Origin of the sequence: Robertmurraya sp. DFI.2.37 (genome assembly GCF_029211245.1) — a bacterium.
GTDB lineage: Bacteria > Bacillota > Bacilli > Bacillales > Cytobacillaceae > Robertmurraya > Robertmurraya methanolica_A.
In genome coordinates, this window is record NZ_JARGEJ010000011.1 from 13,852 (window position 1) to 38,334 (window position 24,483).

Annotated in this window: 23 protein-coding genes; 3 read left to right on the forward strand and 20 right to left on the reverse strand. The window is 40.2% G+C overall.

All coding sequences use genetic code 11. From position 1 onward, the window contains the following. Positions 1 to 48: 48 nt before the first annotated feature. The 6 genes from PZE06_RS08180 to PZE06_RS08205 all read right to left on the reverse strand — a co-directional run bounded on the left by PZE06_RS08180 (position 49) and on the right by PZE06_RS08205 (position 6,962). Positions 49 to 756 (reverse strand): DNA alkylation repair protein, encoded by a 708-nt coding sequence (locus PZE06_RS08180; RefSeq protein ID WP_150914252.1) that lies wholly within the window; start codon positions 754 to 756, stop codon positions 49 to 51. Between the two features lie 519 nt (positions 757 to 1,275). After that, positions 1,276 to 2,172 (reverse strand): UTP--glucose-1-phosphate uridylyltransferase GalU, encoded by an 897-nt coding sequence (gene galU / locus PZE06_RS08185; protein WP_150914254.1) that lies wholly within the window; start codon positions 2,170 to 2,172, stop codon positions 1,276 to 1,278. Positions 2,173 to 2,390: 218 nt separating this feature from the next. Next, entirely contained in the window at positions 2,391 to 2,948 is a 558-nt protein-coding gene (locus PZE06_RS08190) for a hypothetical protein (RefSeq protein ID WP_150914256.1), read from the reverse strand. Positions 2,949 to 3,074: 126 nt separating this feature from the next. Continuing rightward, entirely contained in the window at positions 3,075 to 4,346 is a 1,272-nt protein-coding gene (locus PZE06_RS08195; RefSeq protein WP_150914258.1) for an efflux RND transporter periplasmic adaptor subunit, read from the reverse strand. Positions 4,347 to 4,360: 14 nt separating this feature from the next. Then, on the reverse strand, positions 4,361 to 5,023 hold the full coding sequence (locus PZE06_RS08200; RefSeq protein WP_150914260.1) for a hypothetical protein: 663 nt from the start codon (positions 5,021 to 5,023) through the stop codon (positions 4,361 to 4,363). A 577-nt stretch (positions 5,024 to 5,600) separates the two neighbouring features. Continuing rightward, positions 5,601 to 6,962 (reverse strand): sodium/glutamate symporter, encoded by a 1,362-nt coding sequence (locus tag PZE06_RS08205; protein ID WP_150914262.1) that lies wholly within the window; start codon positions 6,960 to 6,962, stop codon positions 5,601 to 5,603. Between the two features lie 871 nt (positions 6,963 to 7,833). Here PZE06_RS08205 and PZE06_RS08210 point away from each other — a divergent pair. Next, a complete protein-coding gene (locus tag PZE06_RS08210; RefSeq protein WP_225310597.1) occupies positions 7,834 to 9,465 on the forward strand; it encodes an SWIM zinc finger family protein in 1,632 nt (543 codons plus the stop codon). Further along, a complete protein-coding gene (locus tag PZE06_RS08215) occupies positions 9,458 to 12,259 on the forward strand; it encodes a DEAD/DEAH box helicase (protein ID WP_150914269.1) in 2,802 nt (933 codons plus the stop codon). The genes PZE06_RS08210 and PZE06_RS08215 overlap by 8 nt, the downstream gene beginning before the upstream one ends. Positions 12,260 to 12,361: 102 nt before the next feature. On the opposite strand, the gene PZE06_RS08220 is transcribed toward PZE06_RS08215, so the two are convergent. Together PZE06_RS08220 and ssb are read right to left on the reverse strand one after the other, a co-directional pair. Then, on the reverse strand, positions 12,362 to 12,541 hold the full coding sequence (locus PZE06_RS08220) for a hypothetical protein (protein WP_150914271.1): 180 nt from the start codon (positions 12,539 to 12,541) through the stop codon (positions 12,362 to 12,364). Next, a complete protein-coding gene (gene ssb, locus PZE06_RS08225) occupies positions 12,538 to 12,897 on the reverse strand; it encodes a single-stranded DNA-binding protein (protein WP_150914273.1) in 360 nt (119 codons plus the stop codon). The genes PZE06_RS08220 and ssb overlap by 4 nt, the downstream gene beginning before the upstream one ends. Positions 12,898 to 13,230: 333 nt before the next feature. Between ssb and PZE06_RS08230 the strand changes: the two genes are divergently transcribed. Then, complete coding sequence (locus PZE06_RS08230) at positions 13,231 to 13,659, forward strand: YwpF-like family protein (RefSeq protein ID WP_150914275.1); 429 nt, start codon at positions 13,231 to 13,233, stop codon at positions 13,657 to 13,659. Between the two features lie 92 nt (positions 13,660 to 13,751). Here PZE06_RS08230 and PZE06_RS08235 read toward each other — a convergent pair whose 3' ends face one another. The 12 genes from PZE06_RS08235 to PZE06_RS08290 all read right to left on the reverse strand — a co-directional run bounded on the left by PZE06_RS08235 (position 13,752) and on the right by PZE06_RS08290 (position 24,385). Next, complete coding sequence (locus PZE06_RS08235) at positions 13,752 to 13,925, reverse strand: hypothetical protein (RefSeq protein ID WP_191963143.1); 174 nt, start codon at positions 13,923 to 13,925, stop codon at positions 13,752 to 13,754. Beyond that, positions 13,925 to 14,323 (reverse strand): hypothetical protein, encoded by a 399-nt coding sequence (locus tag PZE06_RS08240; RefSeq protein WP_150914277.1) that lies wholly within the window; start codon positions 14,321 to 14,323, stop codon positions 13,925 to 13,927. Before PZE06_RS08240 ends, PZE06_RS08235 begins: the two co-directional genes overlap by 1 nt. Before the next feature lie 243 nt (positions 14,324 to 14,566). Next, complete coding sequence (locus tag PZE06_RS08245; protein ID WP_150914279.1) at positions 14,567 to 14,839, reverse strand: hypothetical protein; 273 nt, start codon at positions 14,837 to 14,839, stop codon at positions 14,567 to 14,569. A gap of 300 nt (positions 14,840 to 15,139) precedes the next feature. Then, on the reverse strand, positions 15,140 to 15,574 hold the full coding sequence (fabZ, locus tag PZE06_RS08250; protein ID WP_150914281.1) for a 3-hydroxyacyl-ACP dehydratase FabZ: 435 nt from the start codon (positions 15,572 to 15,574) through the stop codon (positions 15,140 to 15,142). Positions 15,575 to 15,875: 301 nt separating this feature from the next. After that, entirely contained in the window at positions 15,876 to 16,163 is a 288-nt protein-coding gene (locus PZE06_RS08255; RefSeq protein ID WP_150914283.1) for a DNA-directed RNA polymerase subunit beta, read from the reverse strand. Between the two features lie 13 nt (positions 16,164 to 16,176). Further along, entirely contained in the window at positions 16,177 to 17,019 is an 843-nt protein-coding gene (locus PZE06_RS08260; RefSeq protein WP_150914285.1) for a flagellar hook-basal body protein, read from the reverse strand. A gap of 41 nt (positions 17,020 to 17,060) precedes the next feature. Next, positions 17,061 to 17,900 carry a flagellar hook-basal body protein gene (locus tag PZE06_RS08265; protein ID WP_137743476.1) on the reverse strand — a complete coding sequence of 280 codons (840 nt, stop codon included), beginning with the start codon at positions 17,898 to 17,900 and terminating at the stop codon, positions 17,061 to 17,063. Positions 17,901 to 18,137: 237 nt separating this feature from the next. Then, positions 18,138 to 19,139: a rod shape-determining protein gene (gene mreB, locus PZE06_RS08270; protein WP_150914287.1), complete on the reverse strand. Its 1,002-nt coding sequence runs from the start codon at positions 19,137 to 19,139 to the stop codon at positions 18,138 to 18,140. Positions 19,140 to 19,351: 212 nt separating this feature from the next. After that, a complete protein-coding gene (spoIIID, locus tag PZE06_RS08275) occupies positions 19,352 to 19,624 on the reverse strand; it encodes a sporulation transcriptional regulator SpoIIID (protein WP_095312018.1) in 273 nt (90 codons plus the stop codon). A 538-nt stretch (positions 19,625 to 20,162) separates the two neighbouring features. Continuing rightward, a complete protein-coding gene (locus PZE06_RS08280; protein ID WP_150914289.1) occupies positions 20,163 to 20,819 on the reverse strand; it encodes a 3'-5' exonuclease in 657 nt (218 codons plus the stop codon). 16 nt (positions 20,820 to 20,835) lie between these two features. Further along, on the reverse strand, positions 20,836 to 22,740 hold the full coding sequence (locus tag PZE06_RS08285; RefSeq protein ID WP_150914291.1) for a DUF294 nucleotidyltransferase-like domain-containing protein: 1,905 nt from the start codon (positions 22,738 to 22,740) through the stop codon (positions 20,836 to 20,838). After that, positions 22,715 to 24,385 carry a sodium:solute symporter family protein gene (locus PZE06_RS08290; protein ID WP_150914293.1) on the reverse strand — a complete coding sequence of 557 codons (1,671 nt, stop codon included), beginning with the start codon at positions 24,383 to 24,385 and terminating at the stop codon, positions 22,715 to 22,717. Before PZE06_RS08290 ends, PZE06_RS08285 begins: the two co-directional genes overlap by 26 nt. Positions 24,386 to 24,483 lie beyond the last annotated feature (98 nt).

The following is a 24,483-nucleotide window of genomic DNA, read 5'->3' on the forward strand; positions in this document are numbered from 1 at the left end:
AATGAATTTGATCAATCGTTTGATCTATCCGTTTAAACTATTGCTCCATTAGCATCGAACATACTTCCGTTTAAATCCAAGTCTCCCCCGATCCAATTCTTTTTGGATGTGTTCAGCAGCGTGTAAAATGCTACTCTTTTTTTCATCCCGCTTCATTTCAACCGGTCCTATGGCCTTGGCGATTTCAACCGCCTTTTCATGGCGAGGTAAATAGGAAATTGCAACTGTGTAAACAAAATTGTTCATAGCAGACTTAGTCCGTTCCGGGGCATCGTGGATCTCATTTTTCACTTTCTCGAGCATTGCCTCCATTTTATCCGCAGCAAATTCAGTATCTTTGCGATTTCCCAACAGCCAGCAATAACAACTCCAGCCTGCCGACATCTTTAACTCTTCACCACTTGCGATCCATTTATCAGCTACCTTTTGTGCGATTGGCGATTCTGACAAGGTCACTGCAACCACATAATCGGAAATCATATAAAAATATGCACCATCAATCCAACGTTCAAAGTCATCCTCCGTCATAAGCAACGGATCAGCGATAACACCAGCAAAATACATGGCGTCGTAATTACCCGTTGCATAAAGCTCTTCAGCCAATGGCTGATCTTTCTTAATTTTCCTCGAAAGCGGCTTCATCGCACCAGTCGCCACACCAAAAAGTGGCTCCTTCGCCCCGTTATTCATATATGATTTTTTCGTACGCTCCTTGCCAAGTGCTTCCAACTCTTGCATAACAGTTTCAAAATCCATGATTCAACACTTCCTTTCCAACATCATTACAGCAAACCTTTTTAATAGACTGATCATCCCACAACCTGGCACTCTTTTTCAACTATTATTATGTATGAATATGATCTGAAAATTTTGGAAAGGAATGGCGACGATCTTGTTGAAGCGTTGAAATTATGTAAAATGGCGTACGGTTTGTAGAAGAAACGCTGGGGCTTGCGGTGATTTGCGGTGTTATTACGCTTGATCGCGCCATTTTGAGGAGGATTGCGCCAAAATCACGATGACTTGCGCCGGTTGTGCCCGAAATTGCGCCGCCGATCAGCTTGTTGCGCATGGTTTACAGAAAATCTAAATTGAAGTTCAATATAGCCGCACTCCCATCATGGCCTTCGATCCGAAAAAAGCAAGTGAAGAAAACAGTCATACGTTTTCACTTGCCTTTTGGAGCGGAATTTTTCAGATAGTACATCTTAAATAAAAAACGTTTTTTGCAAAATAGTCATGCTATTACAAAGCCCTCTTTCACTAATAGATGACTTAGCTTTCATTGAGGCTGGAGACTTTTTCTTGCTCTACTAACGCTCTTAAGTATGTTAATAAGTCATCCCTTATTCCTTCATCTTGTAAGGCAAACTCTAAGGTTGTTTTCACAAATCCAAATTTCTCCCCGACGTCGTATCGTTTGCCCTCAAATTCATAGGCAAATACACGCTGGATTTGATTCAGTTTTTGAATAGCATCGGTTAACTGGATTTCTCCGCCTGAGCCCTTTTCTTGTTGATCCAAAAATAGAAAGATCTCTGGAGTTAAAATATATCTGCCCATTATTGCTAAATTAGAAGGGGCTGTACCTGGAGCTGGCTTTTCCACAAAGTTTTCAACTTGATATCTTCTATTTAATTGAGTCGATGGCTCGATAATACCGTAGCGGTGTGTCTCATTTTCTGGAACTGTTTGCACACCAATGACTGAAGAGTGCGTTTCATCATGTTGTTCAATCAATTGTTTTAAACATGGTTTTTCACTTTGGACGATGTCGTCCCCTAACAAAACGGCAAATGGTTCATCCCCGATAAAATTCCTTGCACACCATACGGCATGTCCAAGTCCCTTTGGTTCCTTTTGACGGATGTAGTGAATATCTGCAAGATTAGTAGCATACTGGACTTTATCTAGCAGCTCGGTCTTTCCTTTTTCCCGCAAGTTTTGCTCCAGTTCAAAAGCAAAGTCAAAATGATCCTCTATCGCTCTTTTTCCTTTACCAGTGACAATAATGATATCCTCGATGCCCGAAGCTACTGCTTCTTCAACAATATATTGAATCGTTGGTTTATCGACAATCGGCAACATTTCTTTTGGCATCGCTTTTGTCGCTGGGAGAAACCGAGTTCCTAATCCTGCTGCTGGAATAATGGCTTTCCTAACCTTTTTCACATGATCCCTTCCTTTTTAAAGTAAATTATTCCTATGCTAGTTGCTACCGTATCCCTAAGGGCGGGGAACGAGCACAAACAGATTCTCTTTATTTTCAGTATAGCATAGAGCATCTGTGAATGATTTTATGTTTTTGTAATTTTTCGGACCATCCCCAACATTAGCAAAAAAGGGAAAGGAGCAGATTCCTAACCCTTTACGTGATATTTATCCATTCGTTACTCTTTTCCTTCCCCTTGAAAAATCGTAACTTTAAAAGTCTCCTTGTAATCATAGCCATTGAGATAAATATCGAGATCATGGAAATAGCGATGAAGATTTCTCATCGCCTCTCGATCATCTTCTTTAGCAACGATTTCAGCATATTCTTTTATTCTATCAAAATCCATCTGCACAGCTGCGTCCATCACTTTAACGCTCTCAAGGGCCTGGATGATAAGTTCTGCTTTTTCCTGCTGTTGGGAGTAGCTAGTCGTATCGATTCGCCCCCACCCTAATGTTTCATTATAGAATTTATGCAGTTGACCGATAAAATCATGTCCATTTTTGAATCCCAGTTCATCATCTTTAAAAACAATTATCGATTCAGACACAGGCGTATTGACCACTTCGGTAGAAAAATCCTGCTCCACCTGTGTAACAGATGGATCCGATTCACTTGCCTCAGTACTTTTTGAATGATTTGAAGCTCCTAATACTGACCATCCGATCCATACGCTTAGACCTAACACGATAAACATTAGTGGGATCAACCATAGCCACAGCTTTAGTTTCATTTCTCCACTCCTTTTTCAAATACTTTGTCGGCGCACTCATTTATGCTTCTCTCTTTATTATAGAAACGGTTTCTATTTTTAAGAACCTAAAGCACGAAAAGGAAGAGATGTGGAACATTACAAAACTTATCTGCTTAATAGACCTCTTCCTACAGATTTAAAAATTTCTTTCTTGCCTAATTTTTTAAGATCGCCTTTTCTCATTTCACTAAATTCTAGTGGCGTAAAAAAGGTTGTATTGTTGCGGATATTCGATGGCTTATAAATAACGAGCTCGCCTTCTTCTGCCTCACTCGTAATTTCATAAACGCCATTGACCTTTATGCCGGTTTGCACTTGGCGTTTTTCAATCGTTCCGTCGCCTTTTAACACATAAATATTTCCAAGACGGTTCGTTTCATTCGGGAGGGTTAGTGCATCCTCGACCTCCTTTTTGATCATTTTCACTGAAACATGAGAACCTGTGTAAATCGCCTGTTCGCTGTCGTCCTCTTCCACTTCTCCCTCTTTCCCATTCTCTTCAGTGGTGTCTTCTTCGACATCTTCAGACTCCTCATCCAAGCCTTCTTCAAACTCGACAATATACTCATACTCACTCTTGACCCCAACCTTCGGATCCGCTTCCGGAGTGGAAGCTACCTTCGCAATCACTCCATCCTTTTTTCCAAATGATCCCGTCACAATAACCTCCATCCCCTCTTCTATTTCTAAGAGGTCTTCTTCCTCAAGAATTCCTTTTACATGCTGATCAGAGGAAATGATTGTCACAACAGGATTCTGCAGTTCATGGGAAATTTCCTTCACCGTACCGGAAATTGGACTTTCTACTGTTAATGTTCCTAAATGATTTCTAGAATTCGAGATCAACTCTTCGTACTTATCAATTTCCGCTTCTATTCTGCTTAATTGCAATTCTTTTTCATAAATTTGTGCTTCAATATTGCTGACAGTTGCCTGACTTGTAAAGTTTTCCTCTTCGTCTTTTACCGCGGTAGACAAACTCATTTCAATACTTTCTAGACTGCTAATATTGTCTTCAAGGGCCTCTTGTTCCGATTGCAGCCTCGTGATTTCCGCTTCAAATTGTTCAATCGCCGCTTCAAAGTCACGAGGTGAATAGGAAAAAAGAGGAGTGCCGGATGAAACTTCATCCCCTTTTTTTACGAAAAATTGTTCAAACTCCCCTGAACCATGCTGGAAGTATACATATTCCTCTTGCGCTGGTGTCACAACTCCCGCCCTTTCGGTTGTTAAAACAAGATTTTGCTTTTGTACCAATCTCCATTCATCAATATATTTCGATCTCGCAATTTCGCTGTCTTTTTTGAAAATCAAATAAAAGTTAACAGCAACAAAGAGTGCGATGAAGATTATAATCGTCCATTTTTTCCAGTTCATCTTTGCTGCCCCCTTTAAAATAACACTTCAAATTTTATATACGAAAACAGTGCTGTAAAAATCCAGAAAAATAATTGAATCGATACAATCAGTAATAGTATGATTCTCGGACTTTTTTCGGTTATAACACTTAAATATTTATATTGGATAAACATTACCCAGATAGAGAATAGTGAAATTTCGCCAAAAAAATGACTGAGTAACTGATAATCTGTGATATATTGTGCCAAGATCCCCAACGAAAACGGAGAGGATGCATGATCCAAACCAAAATAAAATTGCAGCGGGAAAAAGACGATTTTTTCTAGTAGCCATATCCCAGCAACAAAGAGCTGAACAACAACAAGCTTATAGTATTCGATGTCGGTAAATATCCAAAAAATTAAGGCTGGCAGGAAAATTAATATTGCCGTCGTTACGGTTGATTGTACAACTTGTCCAATCGCAAATAAGCCTTTAATCGTTTGGAATTCCGATGAAGTCGTGTCGTAGATCAGCTTTGATAGAGACTCATTTCCAATTCCTAAATAAGCGGATATTCCCGATAGAATGAGGGAAATCAGCAACAACCGCACCGTCCACTTCCAAATACCATTCAATTTCTCCGCTTTATTAATCTGATGCGCACTCACATAAGGTGAAGTAAGTCCCTTCCAAATTTGCACCTGGTAATACATGTGATATCCCCCAACTATTTGTCATATTCTGTCTCTACTATTTTACAACAATAATTGGGAATCGGCACGCAATTGCCGACACTACCAAAAAATAGTTCTATCTATTTAGTTGATTGTCATTTTTTAGCGAAAAAATAGGAGATTTAGAGTAAAATTATCTGTTTTTTTGTTAATTATAGCGCAGCAGATGAAGAGTGGTTTTCGAGCAGAACAATGTGGTTTTGGCCATGTTTTTGAACTAGAACGATTGGCCTGACAATTCGCGGACTGGGATTTTTCCTGTTACGGTAAACAGTGCACTGTTAGGTTAGGCGCGCTCAACAGCATTTCTCCTCGATTCGGAAGAAGCACTCTCATTCTGGATTTCAGAATGGCGCTTGGATTTATGGGGGAATCGACTTGGATCACGCACATTTTCGTGATGATTGCTCCGATTTTCGCCTTGATTGCGCATATATCGCAATGGATTGCGCGCAATTCTCTTAATTGCGTCAACTTGATTGCGCATGAATCGATATTGTCCATATAGAAAGAAGCACAGCTGTACGGTTTACACATGCTGAGCTCCTTTTTTAGGTTAGCTTATTTTTTTATTAGGTTCCTTCTTTGATAGACCCCATAAACCAAAGTATTTGTAAGCGGCGATGATGACGGCGGCTCCAATTAAGAGGATGATTGGGAGTATCCATGGATGTCCTGCGGTGACAAGGATTGGGCCGAATGTAATAATTAAGATTTCGACTGGGACCATGCCGATGTAGGCAAGAGCGTAGTCATCCATCGTTTTGCTTTTTAATTCAGGGTCAACGATGCGGAGGAGGGATAGCCCCATAGCAACGGTACCGGTGCTCCAGCCCCAGCCAAATAATGATTTCTCAAACCAGAAAGTTTGAAAAATATTTGGTCCGAGAACCTTAAAGATGAGGAATGCCCAGATCGCCCCAAAAACGAATAAAACGGTTAGGGGAACGGCATAATCCATGACGACGGTAATATTGATGGATGCAATTCCGATCGCTACTAAATAATCAGTTGCACTTCCACCGATTCTCTCCATCACGCGGCCATCGACATATTTATCGGCTTTAATGATTCGCAAAATAAATTGGAAAGCAAGTCCAACGACAAAGGCAATGCTCAAAAGAGGTACGGAGATACCGGGTAAAAGAGCACCAAGATTTTCTGTAACCCAATAAGCAACTCCGACAACGAAAGCCGCTATCGATAGATGCAACACCAGCGGATCGATCGAGCTTGGTGAAACAGTTTCTTTTCCCATGTTAATGCGGGCATTGCTTGGGATTAATCCAGAGCGCACTTCATCTGGCAAGCTTTTAAAGCTGGAGATAAAATGGGTATGACCTTTTTCTGTCCCTCTCTTCACAAGAACGAGGCCGCCTAAAACCGCAATTAAAATTCCAACAGTAGCAGAGGTCATGCCTAACGTCATCGCATCTTCCCACCCATATTGATTGAAAGCATCACCGATCGCTGCTGCCGTTCCATGTCCGCCAACAAAGCCTGCACCTAATATAAGACCAAAGCCACTTGGGAGATCAGTGAAAACTTGATTGATGACAGCTAAACCGAAAAAGGCACCTCCTCCCCACATTAAAAGGGTTAACAGCATAGAATACGACCACATATTACGAACGCGACTGAGAATAGCGCGAATATTTATTTTCGCTGAGCCAATTGGAATCGTTCCAAAAATAACAGCAATAAGCAAACCAGGATATGCAGAAAATTGATTGGAGAACGGGAGAATATTCACTCCACTTGGACCAAGCGCGAGTCCAATAAAACCGGCAATAATACTTGCGGGGAGAAAAAGAGCCTGAATCCATTTAACTTTTGCTCGTAAAATCGTTCCGATTAAAAGCAAACCTGAAATAATACTAATATCGACTAATAAAGACCAAATTGAAAATTCGTTCATATTTTACCCCCTCTTATCTATACAATCCCTCAATCATATAAAATCATTCACATGCTATTGCACACTATTATACATGATTTCTCGTCTTATTATTAGAATATTTAGATAAAGATCCGTATTAACGGCAAACGATTTGGAGGCTAACTCGAAGCAATATGAATGGGTGAGCATTGCACTTATCGGGGAACAGTAGCTCATTCGTCACGTTCCTCTTTCAAACCTCTTTTGATGAAAAAGCATTTCTCCCTTCCATCCAGTACCTTACTTCCTTGAGTACTAAAATATTTTTCGCGCATTCAAAATCGATTCCTTTTTCATTGGGCTTCATTTCAATAACCTTTCTGATTCAATAAAAGGAGAAAGGTTCGTTCCAAGGAATGAGAGAAATAATAAACAAAAAAAGGCACCCCAACAAACTGGAGTGCAAAATAATGGAGATTGATTGGTTATTCAATGAAATTTAATGTTCATTGAATAATGGCCGCAAACCAACGTAGATATCAGTATGCAGTTTCATAAACCCATTAAAACATATTATGATTTTATGTGAATTCCTCAAATTCGGGCATTTCATAGACCTTTTCCTATGTTTGCTCCTTTATTCTACCTCTCTTATTATGAGCTATAACAATAGGAATAAAAAAGGTATCGCATTTCGAATAAAATGATCATTCATTTCAGATTTTCTTCATTTAAATGAACTCTTCACTCGATCCTCCACTTTCCCCTCCTAACTCCATTTAAATTTTGGTATAATATAGGAATACGTTATTTTTGCATCCTTGTTGTACACTACCCGTAAATAAAGTATAAATGATGGTATGATGTTGCCATTTCTACTGAGAATTTGATTAAAGTAATCACGTTGGGGGTGTCGATCTTGTCATCGATTCCAGATAAATATAAAGAGCTTTTGCAAGCGGCAGCAAATGATTTAAAAAGCATCCTATGGTCTGAGCGGGAGGACGATGCAAAGCTCGTTCAGAAAGGACTGCTATTATACCGACAAGGCCTCGTTTCTAAAGTTCGCCTTGAGAATGATAGCATTGTTGCCAACGTTCAAGATGTAACCCGTGTCCAGGTAGAAGTGAATCTTAATTTTTTTCAAATAAGCAGTTGTAGTTGCCCTGCTGAAGGAATTTGTCGCCATCAGCTTGCTGCCTTTTTCCAAGTCTTTTCTCAAATATCCCGCGTATCGGAATGGGTCGAGCGCTGGAGACAACCGATTCAAGAAAGAAAAACAGCTAAAACTTTAGGAATTCAGCGGGCGAAGGATTTATTGAAAACAGCAAGTTCAACAAAACCTGATTATGAACAATGGGTGGAGGCTTTTCAATCTAGCTTTTCCTCCATAATGGGAGATCCAAAAGCAACAAAGCCTTATCTCGTTACAGAATTATTTCAAGTGTATTCTCGAAAAATTCGAGCGAGTGCACCTGTTGAACAGGAATGGAAACAGCTCTATCATTTGATTGCCTCCATCCATTCCTTTCAATACCTTTTGAAGTTTAGCGAAGAACAGGATTTTGCATTAGAAGATATTATGCGCTATTACGAAAATCTGTTCTACAATTTAATAGATGAAATTGAGGATTTAGTTGAAAGACTAAATGTCCACGCTCTGCCCTTTGCTTTTGACAGCTTTATGGAGAAGCTGAAGGATGATACATATATATTGATTACAGGAGAGCCGATGTTAGAATTTGAATCTGCTCATCTTTATATCATTTTATGGACAAAGTTATTTAGAAAAAAACAGTGGCATGAAGAAGAAGTGCCAAAGGTGTCTGAACTGATCCGCAAAAAAGAAACACTTCCTGCCCTCATCGCTTATATCCACCAGCATGTCATGTTAAGAAAGGACGAGGAGGCACTGCAAACATTGCCGCTTCTAAATGAGCAGGCGACGCCTTTTATGATTTACTGGTTAGAAAAATTAAGTTCCGGAAAAGAGTGGAAACGAATGGGGCTCTATGTTGACACCTTTTCTACTATGGTTAGGCCTTATATTCAAACATTACATGACCATTACGCACGAATCGATTTTACAAGGGTGGCCCTCAAAACAGTCGGTGCTTATACGAAAGAGACAAAGAAGCACGAGCTATATGAAAAAATATTAATTCAAGCCTTGCCTTATAGTTATCGGAACTATGATGAATTTCTATTTGAACAAGGTCTATATGAGAAATGGTGCGATCTTCAAGGGTATATCGGCTTTGACATCAATTCCATTCCGACGGAAAAAATTCGCTTGCTCCAAAAGGAGCGTCCCGATGTACTCCTTCCTCTTTATCATCAGTCCATTCAACAGCATATTGAGATGAAAAACCGGGGAAATTACCGTGAAGCTGTAAAACAACTGAAGAAATTAAGAACCTTGTATAAGAAATTAAAGCGCCCTGATGATTTCCAGCATTTTTTGGAGCTTCTCTTAGATAAAACAAAGCGACTCCGGGCATTTCACCAAGAGTGCGAAAGGGGAAAATTAACCCATGCTTAAAACGAATGCCTTAACAATATTGATTGAACCCGTCGAAGATGACAAGTTTTTTCTAACAGTTGAAAGCGAGGATGGTCTTCTCCCCCCCTCTGAATGGAAAGGTCTTTTATTCAACCGTCATGAGGAAAGCTATTACGGCACGTTAATCGAAGATGGGGCAAGTGGTGTAACTGTTGATGGTTGGCAATTGGTGACTCTGTTGGCAAAAGAACAATTCAATCGGCTGGTTGACTGGGATTGGGACGAATGTGGACAAATTTGTTTAGCTGCTGCCCAGCCTTTATACGATTCCATTCAAGAAAAAGATTGGTTTCCTGATTTTGAGGCACTTGCATCAAATGAGTTCAAATGGAAGCTACCTGCGAGGGTGATCAAGGAATTCGCCCCCTCCTTTTGGGAACAATCTATTGGAAGTCAACCATTGCAAGCATTCATCTCCAATTGGTTCAACGCTTCGTTAAATACTTTTTTTGAAAAAAATCGCGAATGGAAGGCAAAGGTTGGTGACAAGCTAAATGCTCTACGAACTCAATCCGTTTCTCCTCAAGCGTTGTCTGCCTACTTCGATGAAGAAACATGGAGTGAGTGGATCGGTCTGAAAGAAAACAACTGTCCGTTCACGATCGGACTGCGCTTGGAAGAGCCTGCTGATATCGATGGAACTTGGGATTTACAGATTTTTTTACGGGGAAAGAAGGAACAAGACTATATCGTCGATGTTCGTGACGAGACCAATATGCCGAAGAACTGGCTGAATTACCTTGATCAGGTTGAACGGGAAGAAGAAAGATGGAGTAAGCTTTTTCCGATGCTAAAAGGAAAAAAAGGAATCGCAAAAGAGCTTACAGAAGACGAAGCATGGATGTTTTTAACAGAGGCAAGTGAAGTTCTCCTTGCCATCGGTGTAGAAATATTACTTCCGTCATGGTGGCAAGCGATGAAAAATGCCAGCATGAAAGTGAAAGCAAAGCTAAAAGGAACAACCAATAATCGTCCTTCATTTGTTGGGCTGCAAGCAATGCTTGATTACAATTGGCGCTTTTCCATGAACGGCATTGAGCTTTCGGAAGAGGAGTTTAATCACCTCGTCGAGGAAAAACGTCGCCTCGTAAAAATTCGCGGTCGCTGGATTAAGCTCGATCACCGGTTTATTCATCAGATTCAAGATTTAATGAAACGAGCTGAAAAAGAAGGTTTGCATGTCCGCGATTTAATTGAGCAGGAGCTCCTTACGGATGGATCGGATAGAGAAGCTTCTGAAGATGATAAGGCTTTTGCTCGAGTTCAAATTGAATTGAATCGCCAGTGGAAGCAAATGATTAAACAGCTTCGCGACATTCATTCCATACCTATCGCACCGGTTCCCTCTGGCTTTAAAGGTGAACTGCGCCCATATCAAACATTGGGGATGAGCTGGCTTCTATTTTTGCGAAAATATGGCTTTGGCGCTTGTTTAGCCGATGATATGGGACTCGGAAAAACGATCCAGCTTATTTCCTACCTACTCGCTGTAAAGGCGCATGAATGTGACGGACCTGCACTTATCATTTGCCCGACGTCGGTGTTGGGGAATTGGCAGAAAGAAGTGGAGAAATTTGCTCCCGATTTAAATGTGCATTTGCATTATGGGCCTGCGAGGCTTAAGGATGAAGCCTTTATCGAAGCAGCAAACCACGCTGATATCGTCCTTACCTCTTACGGCTTAACCCACCTCGATTTGCCCCAATTTGAGGAAGTGCAGTGGAGCACGATCGCCATTGATGAGGCGCAAAATATTAAAAATGCTCATACAAAACAGTCGAGAGCCGTCCGTCAGCTAAAAGGAAAACATCATATTGCCCTTACTGGTACACCGATGGAAAATCGGCTTACGGAGCTTTGGTCAATTTTTGATTTTACGAATCACGGTTACCTTGGAAGCTTAAACCAGTTTCAAAGAAACTATGTTGTTCCAATTGAAAAAGAGGATGAAAAAGGAAAAATCGAGGAACTGCAAACTTTAATTCGACCGTTTTTATTGCGGAGAACGAAGAAGGATGAGGAGGTCGCTCTCAATTTACCTGATAAGCAGGAGCAAAAGGAGTACTGTCCGTTAACAGCGGAGCAAGCATCTCTGTATGAGCAGCTTGTCCAAGATACCTTTGCCCAAATTGAGGCGTTGACAGGTTTTGAACGAAAGGGCTTAATTCTCCAACTTTTAGGGCGACTAAAGCAACTTTGCAATCACCCTGCCCTTTATTTAAAAGAAGAAAAACCAAAGGACGTTCTCGAACGCTCGCTTAAAATGGAGAAGCTTGCTGAGCTAATTGAGTCCGTTCTCGAGCAAAACGAAAGCTGTTTAATTTTCACCCAATATATTGAAATGGGGGAAATGATCCGGACATTACTGAAGGAAACATTCGCCATTGAGGCACCTTTCTTGAACGGAAGCATCCCAAAAGGAAAACGAGATGAATTAATTTCGCGCTTCCAAAACCGTGAATTTCCGATTTTTATTTTGTCCTTAAAGGCCGGAGGAACTGGCCTAAATTTAACAGCAGCCAATCATGTCATCCACTATGATCGCTGGTGGAATCCTGCTGTTGAAAATCAAGCAACAGACCGCGCTTATCGAATCGGTCAAAAGCGCTTTGTCCACGTACACAAATTTATTAGCACAGGCACACTCGAGGAAAAAATCGATGCCATGCTTGAAAAAAAGCAGTCATTAAACGATCAAATCATCCAAAGCGACAGTTGGATCACTGAGCTTTCTACCGATGAGCTCCGCGATTTGATTCATTTGTCATCCTAAATAAATACGGCGGGTTTTCCCGCCGTAAAAATGAGGGTGCATGAGGATTTGATTGATTCTCTCTCGTGTGGATTTATGGGGGATAAAAATCAGTTTTCGGAATTAGGAAATAAAGGTTTTTTGCTCCTTTTCTCCCTGAGAGGATTCTTCTAAGAGGATGCGTTCTAGTTGAAGGACACGTTTGTGAAGATGTTCTGCTCTTTCATTCGATTTTCCAACCATCATAATCAGACGTTCAAGTAAAATTTCCAGGCTTTTCTCCCGGCTCACCATCTCGCTCAAGTCTGTAACACCTCTTTTTCCACGTTGGCCACTTGATTTCTTTTACCCTCCAGAAATCTAACGGATTCTGCGATAACTTCTGTGACATATTTGCGACCATCCTCACTTTCATAAGTCCGCGTCTGTATTCTCCCCATGAGTCCAATCAAAGTCCCTTTTTTGCAATAAAGGGAAAGATTTTCAGCATTTTTACGCCAAATCGTACACTGAACAAAGTCAGCATCAATTTCCCCCTTTTGATTGCGATAGTTGCGATTGACAGCAAGGACAATATTAACGACTGAATTGCCTTCTGTAGTCACCCTTAGCTCCGGATCCTTTGTTAACCTCCCAACTAAGGTTACTTGGTTAATCATGTTTTCATCTCCTTTCATTTGTAATGACCACATTATAATGAAAGTTTTTAGGTAGGTAAAATAAGGAAAAACGCAACTTCTGATAGAGTTTCGGGGTAAAATATTATTTTCCCATTAAAAACGGCCTTGAAGTTCACCGTTTCCTTGAAAAATAACAAGAAAAAGGAAAGTATCGACTTTCGACAGGAATCGTTCGACACTATTCGACACCTGTAAGTTTATCACATTTACCATTTACTTCATCGCTACTTTGCAAAATTTGCCAAAGGAGACATGCGCATAAAATGGGCTGTATGTTATAATTTTTTAAGGAGCTTTGATTGGAGGGTTAAGATGAAGACGTTTAAGTTGATCTCGCTGCAGCTCGTAAAGAAGGAAGAATGGCTTGATGTCCCATTGGTTGATGGGTTGATTATTAATAAGGAAGATGATCATCATTCATGGCTCATTGAAGGATATGTAGACAAGTCCTTTTATGAAATATTTCATGAGGCGAGCAAAGAAGAAAAAGAACTATTGGTACAGGTTGTCATTTCAAAAAAGGAAAATGAACCTGCCCCTTTTAAAGTAAAAGTTCGTTCATTGCAGACTTTTGACAACCACATCAGTGTACTCCTCGAAGGAACCTTGAAAAGGTCAAAAAATCAGTATGCCGAGCTTCTCTTGGATAGTCTCATTCAAAGAGGTTTGTCTGGTGATGAGCTTATGAATGAGTTTCGAAATGGCATGGTGCGTAAACCGAGATTCAACCAAACAAAATAAAAGTTTTAGCACTTCTCAGCTTACAAAAGGACAGGGCCTCTGTCCTTCTTTTTATTAAAACAAAGAAGAGGTGGGTTTTATCCCGACCTCTTTTAATGTAAATATTCCGTTTGAAAAATTTCAACATCTTCTTTAATCTTCAGCTCTAATTGCTGGATAATATAGTCTATGTCTTGTTGTGTATAGTTATTATTGGGAAGTTCTACTCCATAGATTTGGTGGTACATTAAAGAAGCTAATGTTAGCTTTTTCTCACTAGCAGGCATTAGTTGTTCTGCTTTTTTTTTAACAATTCCTTATACTTTTCAATGACATATTTAGCTTCTGTCTTACAAGAATAGTCGAATTCCTCTCCCCATTCCTTCTGCAAATCTTCAATCTCAGCCATCTGTTCCTTTGTTGGTGCTTCGGACAATATTTTATCAATCGTTTCATTGATTTTTTCGGCTAATTGTTCATGAAATGTTGGATCATTTTTCACTTCGTCGCTAATCTTATCATACCAAGATGAACTTCCCGTGATATAGTGTTTCCATTCCTGTACAAATTTTTCAATATTAAACTTTTCTTCGTTCCAGCCAATATCATTCATATATTTTTCAAATGAAGTGGTAATGGAACGCGTAATACTTATCTTAATGCCAGGTGAAAATTCTTTAAACATCTAGTAAAAGTACCTCCCAAGATTTATCTAAACCGGATTTGATTAAGCTCATCAATACATAAAAAAGCTTTTTATCCATTGATGAATTTAATCCTTACTTTTTCCACTGTATCACAATTGACATAAAACGACAAAACTTTTTATAACTCCAATATTAAATATTAACATATATTAGTCAATAACACAAAGATTACTTCTAAAAGGTGATGGAAAAAGGACAGGCACTCCCCTGTCCTTTTCTCATTATCTATCCTGATTATCCTGATCTCTTACGTCACGATCATCTTCCATGATTTCTTCATCTGGAGTGTTGTTGTCATCCACAACATCCCCATCATTATTTGTGTTGATATCGTTATTCGTAGTTCCATTATCATTTGTGATATTATCATCTACCTGATCTTCCATGTTTCCACCATTCTCTGGCGGTGGGTCCTGATTGTTATTGGCACAGCCAGCAAAGACAAATACAGATAATAGAGCACAACTAAGAAGTGCTAAAAGCTTTTTCTTCATAAGTAAAAGCCCCTTTTCAAATTTTTGGATTTTGACCTCAATTACGGTCTGATGTTAACATGCCCAAAAATTAGAAAAAACTTGCATCTTATGAGAAAAATTTCTCGATTGTACATCAAGTACTACAAAAAATGAATAAAAACTCAACAAACTTGCCCTTTAAAGCCATTTAAAAAATGATAATGATTTGATACTTTTACAGACAAATACTCCGATAAAATCGGCCATATGTTTTTACTATATCGGTCTTTGTTTCATTATATCGGCCTTAAAATAAATATATCGGTCTTTACGCAAAAATTATTCCTGTTTCGCACCGAGGGCAAACATAATTTCCGCTTCGACCGCTAGTTCTCCGTCAACCGTTGCCGTCGCCTTTCCTTTACCAAAAGAACCACGTAGTCGCGTCATTTCTACTTCTAATCGCAGTTGATCTCCTGGTTTTACTTGGCGTTTAATCCGACAATTATCAATTCCCGTAAAGAAGGCAAGACGTCCTTTGTTCTCCTCTAGCTTCAAAACAGCGACTGCACCAACTTGAGCTAATGCCTCTACAATAAGTACACCTGGCATAACGGGATAGTCAGGAAAATGGCCGTTAAAAAACTCTTCATTTGCCGTGACGTTTTTTATTCCTACTGCTCTTTTTCCTTCTTCAATCTCAATGATTTTATCAACAAGCAAAAACGGATAACGATGAGGGATTATTTCTTTGATTTCATTAATATCAAGCATTCAGTTAGTACCTCCTACTAATACTAGGTTTTATATTTATTGTATGGGAACTAGTCTATGAAAGCAAGTGTTAACTTGCCACGTAAAAATTAGACCGAGCCTTCGATAATTGGCCTTATTCGCGGCAGCTTGTCCCAAGTCTCATACTAGTTTGTAACAGCACAATAATGAAAGAATACCTTTAAATTTGTCATCATATAAGGAAAATACCACAGGATTAAGTTCTGTGGTATTTTCCTTATATGTGTCAGTTTTACACAATGAGTCAAAAAAGCCGGCAATTACGCCGGCCTTTAATCGTTTATTCGTGCTCAATCAAATCAATAATATGTGTCCATGTTGACTTTTGAAAAATGTCCGTTGCTTTTCCTTCGCCAATGACACTATAACCAAACATCGCACCAAGAATAACACATGCCACTAATGATAAGGCGATAATTAGGAGTCTAAGCCACAATGGAATAAGGCGAATGCGAATTCTTCTTCGTTTTCCTCCACTGTTTGCTTCTGCTTTCGCTTTTTCCTTCTTTTCTTGCCTTACCTGTTCTCTTGTTTCTGCTACCTTTTGGTTACTATTGTTTAACGACATGTTCTTTCTCCTTCTAACGAATTCCGTTCACAAGTCCCATCATCTGATCTGCAATGCTAACGGATCTGGATTGGAATTGATAGGCACGCTGAGTGTTAATAAGATCGGTCATTTCCTTAGCCATATCGACGTTAGATGACTCTAATGCACCTTGTTGAATCCCAATTTCAGTTCGTAGTGGCCCTACTAAGTCAGTAAGAATGTCATCGACTCCAACATTCAGTTGATCAAAGTTTGTCGGGAGGCCGTATAAATTATTGCCCTTAGCAATCAAAAATTGCGGCTTGTCTACCTGCACCACTCCAAGATTGAACATTTGCGGCAAACCGTTATTCATCGTTACTGTCATTTGCCCCATGCTATCAATGGTAAAATCTTTTGCATCCGCATTTATATAAATGGGATTATTATTTTCATCGACAATCGAATGTCCATCCGCTGTAACTAAAGCAAGCTCATTTTCACTTATTGGTGATAAGTAAAAGGCCCCATTGCGAGTGTATTGTATCTCTGCTCCCGCATCGGTTTGGACTAACACCTTGTACAATTGACCTTCTTTTGTCAAAGCCGTATCAAGAGAACGGTCCGTTGGCTTAATATTCCCCTGCGTCATAACCAATTGTATTTGGGCAAGCTTAGCACCCGTTCCTTGTCGAATCCCATTCGGAGTTAGGCGGTTCACCTCAGCTTGTTCCCTTCTCTGGTTGTTAAACTGCTGATAGATTAACTCTGTGAAAGTCGCTTCTCTCCTTTTGTATCCGTTCGTATCGATATTGGCCATGTTATGAGAGATAACATCCATTTGTTTTTGTAATTGTGCCAATGTGTTCGTTGCTGTTATCATTGTGCGATTCATATGTTTGCCTCCCCTCTTCTTACAGTTCTTCTATTGAATTGTTAGCCAATTCGGCCGACTTCATTCGCTGCTTTTTCCATGCTTTTATCATAAGCTTGCAACACCTTCTGATTAGCCTCAAATGCCCGGTATGCTGTTAACATATCAGTCATCGTCCGACTAACATCAACGTTGGAAGCCTCAAGAAAGCCTTGCTGAATAGAAAATTCTGTACCTGCTACACCTCTAACATCAACAAGCGCTGCCCCCGCTTCATTGCGCAGAAGACCATCGCCTTCCTTTACCATTTGAAAAGGATCTGCAGAATAACCGATCCCTAAAAGGGCCGTTTCACCGGCTGCTCCCTGAACAAGACCATTAGCATCAACTGTAAAATCTTCACTTGATAGTTGAATTCGATTTCCTGCCACATCAAGGACATAATTACCGCTTGCAGTCGTCAAGTAGCCTTGTCCATCCAATGTAAAATCGCCGTTTCTTGTATAGCGAGTTTCTCCAGCTGCATTTTGCACCGTAAAAAAGATTGAACCAGCATACCCTGTCTCTTCATTTTGTGGCATCACGATATCGAGTAAGGCAAGATCCGTTTTTTGCCCCGTTTCGCGTAAATCACCTTGAATAAACTTTGGCATTACCTCTTGCATATAGACACCTGTATTAATCGATCCTACTACATTGCTTCCCGGAAGGTTCAATCCTCTTTCCGTTGGAATTCTCTCCTTATCAAAACGCTGCAACAGCATCTCTGGAAAAGCACGCAGCGATGATTGATCCGCTTTAAATCCCGGAGTATTGGCATTCGCCATATTATTCGTCAACATTTCTGTCCGTCTTTGTTGAGTCAGCATTCCTGATGCAACGGTATAAAAACCTCTAAACATTCGATTCACCTCTTATGTAAGGTCGTTTCATTCACACTCTTCGTCTACATTACAATAAAACCATTCATCTTCTATTATAAAAAAAAATCGGCGAATAAACATTAAAATTTTGTAGAAAAAAGGCAAAAATACGAAAATGGTGACAAGTACCAGTCCTTCCACTGATTCTCATCACCACGTTGGATAGGCGATAGAGTTAGTTAGCTTCTAACTCCGGAAGCCCCCGTTATTTTTGATTTATGCAAAGCGGTAACCTTTGATCTTGTCGATATTGTCAAGCATAATTCCCGTTCCAATAGCGACGCAATCCATCGGATTCTCCGCTACAAGAACTGGAACCTTCAATTCTTCTGCTAACAGTAAGTCAAAACCGTGCAGAAGTGCTCCTCCACCTGTTAGAATCACACCACGGTCGATAATATCGGCTGAAAGTTCAGGAGGTGTTCTTTCGAGAACGCTTTTTGCCGCTTGTACAATGACAGACACAGATTCACGTAAGGCAAGTTCAATTTCCTCGGAATTGACTGAAATCGTTCTTGGCAATCCTGATACCATATCACGACCACGAATCTCCATTGATTCGTTCCGTGCTCCAGGGAAGACCGTACCGATTTGAATCTTAATGTTTTCAGCTGTACGCTCTCCAATTAAAAGCTTGTATTCACGTTTAATATACTGAAGAATTTCACTATCAAATTTATCTCCAGCCATTTTAATGGAAGAAGACGTGACAATATCACCCATGGACAATACAGCTACATCTGTTGTACCTCCACCGATATCTACGACCATATTTCCGCTTGGTTGAAAAATATCCATTCCAGCTCCGATCGCTGCCACTTTTGGCTCTTCTTCTAAATAAACTTTCTTTCCGCCGCTTTTTTCCGCCGCCTCTTTAATTGCCTTTTGTTCTACGCTTGTAATGTTTGTAGGGCAGCAAATTAAAATTCGGGGCTTCGAAAGGAAACCTTTCACATTGAGCTTGTTAATAAAGTGTTTAAGCATGGCCTCCGTCACATCAAAATCGGCAATGACGCCATCCTTCAATGGACGAATGGCAATGATGTTGCCCGGGGTACGCCCGACCATACGTCTTGCTTCCTCACCAACTGCTAAAACTTTATTATTGTTCTTATCAATTGCGACCACTGATGGCTCATTTAAAACGATGCCTTTCCCTTTTACGTGAATCAATACATTTGCTGTTCCTAAATCAATTCCAATATCCCTAGCAAGCATTCCCAAAAATCCTCCTTGAAAAAATGATCCATATCTATTTCTAAATGCAATTAAATCACTCATTCTCCTGATGTTATTACTTTTTTTAATGTAGTCTACCCTAATTTTCAATTCTACCATATTTGACTAAAATATCGTAGTAATTTGTCAAATTTTGAGGGATTTTTAATTTATTTGTCATTATTTCAAGGAATTGTTGAAAAAAGGATCATTTACTTAATGGGTTCACTTTCTAGCTCTTCTTTCTTATACTTCAATTTTGTAGCTTCTCCACCACGCAAATGGCGAATAGATTTATGGTAATCTAAAATTTCTTTCACTTCATTTGCAAGCTCTGGGTTTATTTCAGGTAGCCTTTCTGTTAAATCCTTATGGACTGTACTTTTGGATACGCCAAACTCTTTCGCAATTACGCGAACCGTTTTTTTCGTCTCCACGATATACTTTCCAATCTTGATAGTTCTCTCTTTGATGTAATCGTGCACACCACTCGCCCTCCCTAAATTGGATGTGAGAAGTGTGAAATGAGACTCGCTTTCTCGCTTCATCAAGTACTGCTTATCCGCATCGTGTAAAAGGATGCGTCAGAAAGCCATTTGCCCTCTGGTTATCAGGAAATATACATGACCCCAACTATATATCCAATTTTCATTCTCAAACGATTGCTCACCTCAAACACTCTCTTTGTAAGGTTTGTAACAGTTTATTAGCTTGGATAACGGAATATGCACGAAAACCGTAATAAGGACAAGATATATGCTATTTTTTTTGAAAAATTTGATAACATCAGCAGCAAAAGCGCGGGATGCTTCGAAACCATAAAGCTCAAACCATGTTTTTGCAAAGTTGTTTTCCTTTGTGTTCTCCTCCCATCCAAACTTAAAAAACATAAGGGAGACCATGTTTGTGCCAGTCATGAAAAAGTTATCTACAACGATATCTTCTTCTAACAGCTAGACTATATATGCAACCACACACGAAGCATAACGAAACCTTTCCCCGCCATTTTTGCATGTGTAAAGATTAAAGCACTTCTATTTTCTTTGTTGCATCCATCAATTCGCCCCATGTAGTATAACCACGTTGTTTAAATTGCCAAAGTAGTTCAACGAAGAGGTACGCCGTCGTTAATGCATCACCTAATGCGGTATGACGCTCGTAAATTCTTGTACCAAAAATTCTCGCATACCGTTCTAAATCTCTCATATCATAGGAAGGGGCAATAAATCCAATTAAATCAAGAGTATCAATTGTATATAAATGTTTTAAATTAAATTTTTCTCTTTTTAATTCTGTTTTTAACACAAGGGCATCAAAACTAATATAATGTCCGATGAGACAAACCGTCTCTTCCGATTCGACAAAGTCGAAAAAGCGTTCTATCGCCTGTAACGCGGTTGGCGCATTCTTTACTTTTTCGTCTGTTATCGACGTTAACTCAGTTATTTCCCGAGAAATTTGTCGCTTTGGATTCACATATGTTTGAAAAACTTTATCCTCACAAACATTAAAACCTTCAATCGTCACTGCCCCTATCTCAATTAATCGGTCTCCTGAAGATACGAGAAAACCTGTCGTCTCCGTGTCGAAGACAATAAATTTTAAGCTTTCTAACGGAGAAGCTAATGGAATATCACGATAGATTAAAGGGCAGGAAATATTTCTTCGTTGAAAAAACATATAACCTCCTTGATTATTAAAGCGAAAAATGATTGAAAACAAGAGTTTGCAGTTCTTTTAGGGTTTTAAGACTTAAAATCAATTCCTTCTTTTCACGTGAAGATAATTTTCTAAATTGAAGAACGGAAGTTGGTTCCTCACCTTTTTTCACTTGCTCCCAACGCTGCTTAACATATAGGGACAGAACCTGATTTACCGCTTCCTGTAAATCACGAGAGAAACTTTGAGAAATGACGCCCCTTTCTGTCAGCATTGCCATTTTTTCAAAGGAGGTTCCTGATGAGCCTCCATGTAATAAAACAAGAATTTGCAGGCTATGATGATAAGGGAACAAGACAGATTTTTTTATATCAAGTTGTTTTCTTTCTATCCGAAATAGTGCTCGAAATGGCTGTTCAAGTGTGGAAATCGGATGTTCTCTTTCTACTTGTGCCAACCGGTAGAGAAAGATTTTTGCTTTTTCTAGCAAATGGGTCATCATGTTGTCAAATTGACGGTGAAGCTCTCTATTGCCTTCTATGAAACGATGGGAAAAAAAGTTTTGTGCAAGCAGTAGGTTATCGCGAGTTGATTGCAAACTCCATGTTCGTAGCCGTTCCTCCCAATCCGCAATGCTTCCCCTCCACTGTGCTTCACTGCACATCATCAATCCTTGGCAACGGGCATAACCGGCCTTTTCCATATAGAGTGTAATTTCCTTCCCTAATAGTTGGTAATACTCATGTTCATCCCCTTCATAAACAAGGAAATGGTCTTGATCAGTTAAAATAAATTGCTCGCCGCGGCCACTGCTTCCCATTTGATAAAAGGCAAAGCTGCCTTTCGCCTTATAGCCCTTCTTCTCAAGCTTTTTAATGGCCAGGTCAATAAGGCGAATGACTAAGCGGTCATATAGTTTTGTGACAATATCTAAAGTTCGTTGAATCGGAATCTTCTCTCGTAAAAGAATATCCAATACAGTATAAATAGCATTTTTTATATGACCTATATTGGATTCATCTGCTTCTGTAATTTGTTTAATCGTCTTCATGACACTTTCGTTTTCTTTTCGCAGTAAATCAGATAAGGTGACAATTCCAACGACCTCATCTTCCTCTATAACTGGTAAGTGCTTTACTCCCTTTAACAGGATGAGTGAAAGAGCATCATCATAATATGCTGTTTTGGCTATCGTTATCGGATCCTTCGTCATTATCTCAGCAACCGCTTCCGTTAACGCCACTCCCTCAGCCACTACTCGTGACACCATATCTCTTTCTGTAATGATTCCTCTTAGCTTTTTGTGATCCATTACAAGGACGGAACTCGTCTTTTCTTCATGCATTTTTTTAGCGGCAGCTGCGATCGTCGTATCCGAGGGCACTGCGATCACTCGCTCCGTCATCACATCCTGAACTTTAGCCATGTAAGAGTGGTGCTCAGCGCCAGCCTGCGCTGTTTTGATTTGTTCAGCCAGTGACGCATATACATCACGTAATCGGACTGCTACCTGTGTTAATAAATAATCGCGAACATAAGGATCATCCCATCTTCGCGCAATGACAATGAATGGAATATGCAGTGCTTTAACGCTAGTGAGCGCACGTACTTCAATGGTCACCTCTTCTTTCGGCAGACGGGGAACACCAAGAAAGTCAGCTAAGCTGGAAAAGCCAATCAATTCCCCCTTTTGAACAATCTCTAAAACCTCATGCTCCTCATTAATCTCGTTCTCAATATAAACTTCCACCGTACCTTCTAAAATTAAAATTAGCCCCTCCCGATGTCGATCTTTACGGAGAAGCACTCTTTCCTTCTCATATTCCCTATACGTACAGTCTTCAATAAGAGAAAGGGCCGTGCCAACCTCCACCCCTTGAAAAAAGGGGTGGGACTGCACAGCCTCGAACAATTGCTTAACCTTGTTTTGGTTCTCCATCATGCATCCAAACCTCGCCATCTTTATAAACCATTTGCTCTGGATAACGTAAATTGATTACCTCATCCTGAAGCTTTTGCGCTGGTGCTTCAGTTGATAAGGAAACAATAATATTGGCTAAAAATCCTGCTGCTGCTCCAAAAACTCCAGCACCTGTATCAATAATTCCTAGAATCGTAAAGCCACCATATTTGGCTGCAAATATATAGCCTAAAGTAACGGCTAATCCAATTAATAAACCAGCAATAACACCTTTTGTATTAGAACGCTTCCACCAAACACCAAGCACCAGTGCTGGGAAGAAGGTTCCGGAGGCAATGGCAAAGGCCCATGCGACAATTTGCGTGATCACCCCTGGTGGATTCAATGCAATCAGTCCGGCAAATAATGTTGCCACAACAATTGACCAACGAGCCACTAATAGACGATTTTTCTCAGACGCCTGTGGCTTCCACACGCGATAGTAAATATCGTGAGCGAAGGATGAAGAGAGTGAAATCATCAAACCACCAGCAGTTGAAAGAGCAGCCGCCATTGCCCCGGCAGCTACAAGTCCGATGACAAAAACACCTAAATTAGCAATCTCCGGAGTCGCCATTACGACAATATCATTCGCAATGACAAGCTCGCTCCATTGCAAAATTCCATCGTTATTGGTATCCGCTACTTGAAGCATCCCTGTATCTACCCAAGATTTCGTCCAAGCTGGAAGCTGACTGATTTGACTGCCTGCTACTTGTGTCATGAGGATAAAACGAGAAAAAGCTGCATAAGCAGGTGCTGATAAATAAAGAAGACCGATAAACAGCAATGCCCATGCTCCAGACCAACGAGCCGCCTTCATGGTCGATACTGTATAAAAACGAACGATGACATGTGGCAATCCAGCCGTTCCAGCCATTAATGTAAACATGAGCGCAAGAAACTGCCACTTCGTTCCATTCGTAAACGGAGCAAAATATTCGGAAATACCAAGCTCACGGTCAAGTTCTCCTAACTTGCCGACCACTTCACCATAAGAAATCCACGGTATAGGGTTGCCGGATATTTGCAAGGACATGAAAATAATTGGAACTAAGTAAGCGGTGATTAAAATTAAGTATTGCGCAACCTGCGTCCACGTAATCCCCTTCATTCCGCCGAAGGCCGCATAAATTGCAATAAGCACAACCCCGATCATCGTGCCCACTTTGGCGTCAATTTCGAACAGACGGCCAATGACAACACCCGAGCCTGAAAGCTGTCCAATCGAGTACGTAAAACTGATAATTATCGTACATACTGCCGCAATCACACGAGCAGAATGGCTATCATAACGGTCGCCAATAAATTCTGGCACTGTATATCGGCCATATTTGCGCAACTGTGGAGCTAGTAAAAATGTAAGAAATAAATACCCACCGGTCCAACCCATAATATAGGCTAACCCGTCATAACCGAGTACCATAACTGTTCCGGCCATTCCAATAAAGGAAGCAGCACTCATCCAGTCTGCCCCGATCGCCATCCCGTTAAAAATTGGTGGAACACCGCGTCCTGCAACGTAAAAATCCGATGTTGCCTTTGCTGTATTATAAACAGCTATTCCAATATATAATGCAAAAGTGGCTAATATAATCGCTAACGAGACAATAAATTGTCCATCCAAATGATTTCCCCCCTACAATAGCACTAACGGCTACTTGTTGATGATTCATTTTTATATTCTTCTCCCAATCGACCATCCCCATTTGATTTGATTGGAAA

Coding starts and splice junctions, on each gene's coding strand:
- PZE06_RS08180 (WP_150914252.1), bottom strand. CDS start 756: ATGGATTTTGAAACTGTTATGCAAGAGTTGGAAGCACTTGGCAAGGAG.
- PZE06_RS08190 (WP_150914256.1), bottom strand. CDS start 2,948: ATGAAACTAAAGCTGTGGCTATGGTTGATCCCACTAATGTTTATCGTG.
- PZE06_RS08195 (WP_150914258.1), bottom strand. CDS start 4,346: ATGAACTGGAAAAAATGGACGATTATAATCTTCATCGCACTCTTTGTT.
- PZE06_RS08200 (WP_150914260.1), bottom strand. CDS start 5,023: ATGTATTACCAGGTGCAAATTTGGAAGGGACTTACTTCACCTTATGTG.
- PZE06_RS08205 (WP_150914262.1), bottom strand. CDS start 6,962: ATGAACGAATTTTCAATTTGGTCTTTATTAGTCGATATTAGTATTATT.
- PZE06_RS08215 (WP_150914269.1), top strand. CDS start 9,458: ATGCTTAAAACGAATGCCTTAACAATATTGATTGAACCCGTCGAAGAT.
- ssb (WP_150914273.1), bottom strand. CDS start 12,897: ATGATTAACCAAGTAACCTTAGTTGGGAGGTTAACAAAGGATCCGGAG.
- PZE06_RS08230 (WP_150914275.1), top strand. CDS start 13,231: ATGAAGACGTTTAAGTTGATCTCGCTGCAGCTCGTAAAGAAGGAAGAA.
- PZE06_RS08235 (WP_191963143.1), bottom strand. CDS start 13,925: ATGCCTGCTAGTGAGAAAAAGCTAACATTAGCTTCTTTAATGTACCAC.
- PZE06_RS08240 (WP_150914277.1), bottom strand. CDS start 14,323: ATGTTTAAAGAATTTTCACCTGGCATTAAGATAAGTATTACGCGTTCC.
- PZE06_RS08245 (WP_150914279.1), bottom strand. CDS start 14,839: ATGAAGAAAAAGCTTTTAGCACTTCTTAGTTGTGCTCTATTATCTGTA.
- fabZ (WP_150914281.1), bottom strand. CDS start 15,574: ATGCTTGATATTAATGAAATCAAAGAAATAATCCCTCATCGTTATCCG.
- PZE06_RS08255 (WP_150914283.1), bottom strand. CDS start 16,163: ATGTCGTTAAACAATAGTAACCAAAAGGTAGCAGAAACAAGAGAACAG.
- PZE06_RS08260 (WP_150914285.1), bottom strand. CDS start 17,019: ATGAATCGCACAATGATAACAGCAACGAACACATTGGCACAATTACAA.
- PZE06_RS08265 (WP_137743476.1), bottom strand. CDS start 17,900: ATGTTTAGAGGTTTTTATACCGTTGCATCAGGAATGCTGACTCAACAA.
- mreB (WP_150914287.1), bottom strand. CDS start 19,139: ATGCTTGCTAGGGATATTGGAATTGATTTAGGAACAGCAAATGTATTG.
- PZE06_RS08280 (WP_150914289.1), bottom strand. CDS start 20,819: ATGTTTTTTCAACGAAGAAATATTTCCTGCCCTTTAATCTATCGTGAT.
- PZE06_RS08285 (WP_150914291.1), bottom strand. CDS start 22,740: ATGATGGAGAACCAAAACAAGGTTAAGCAATTGTTCGAGGCTGTGCAG.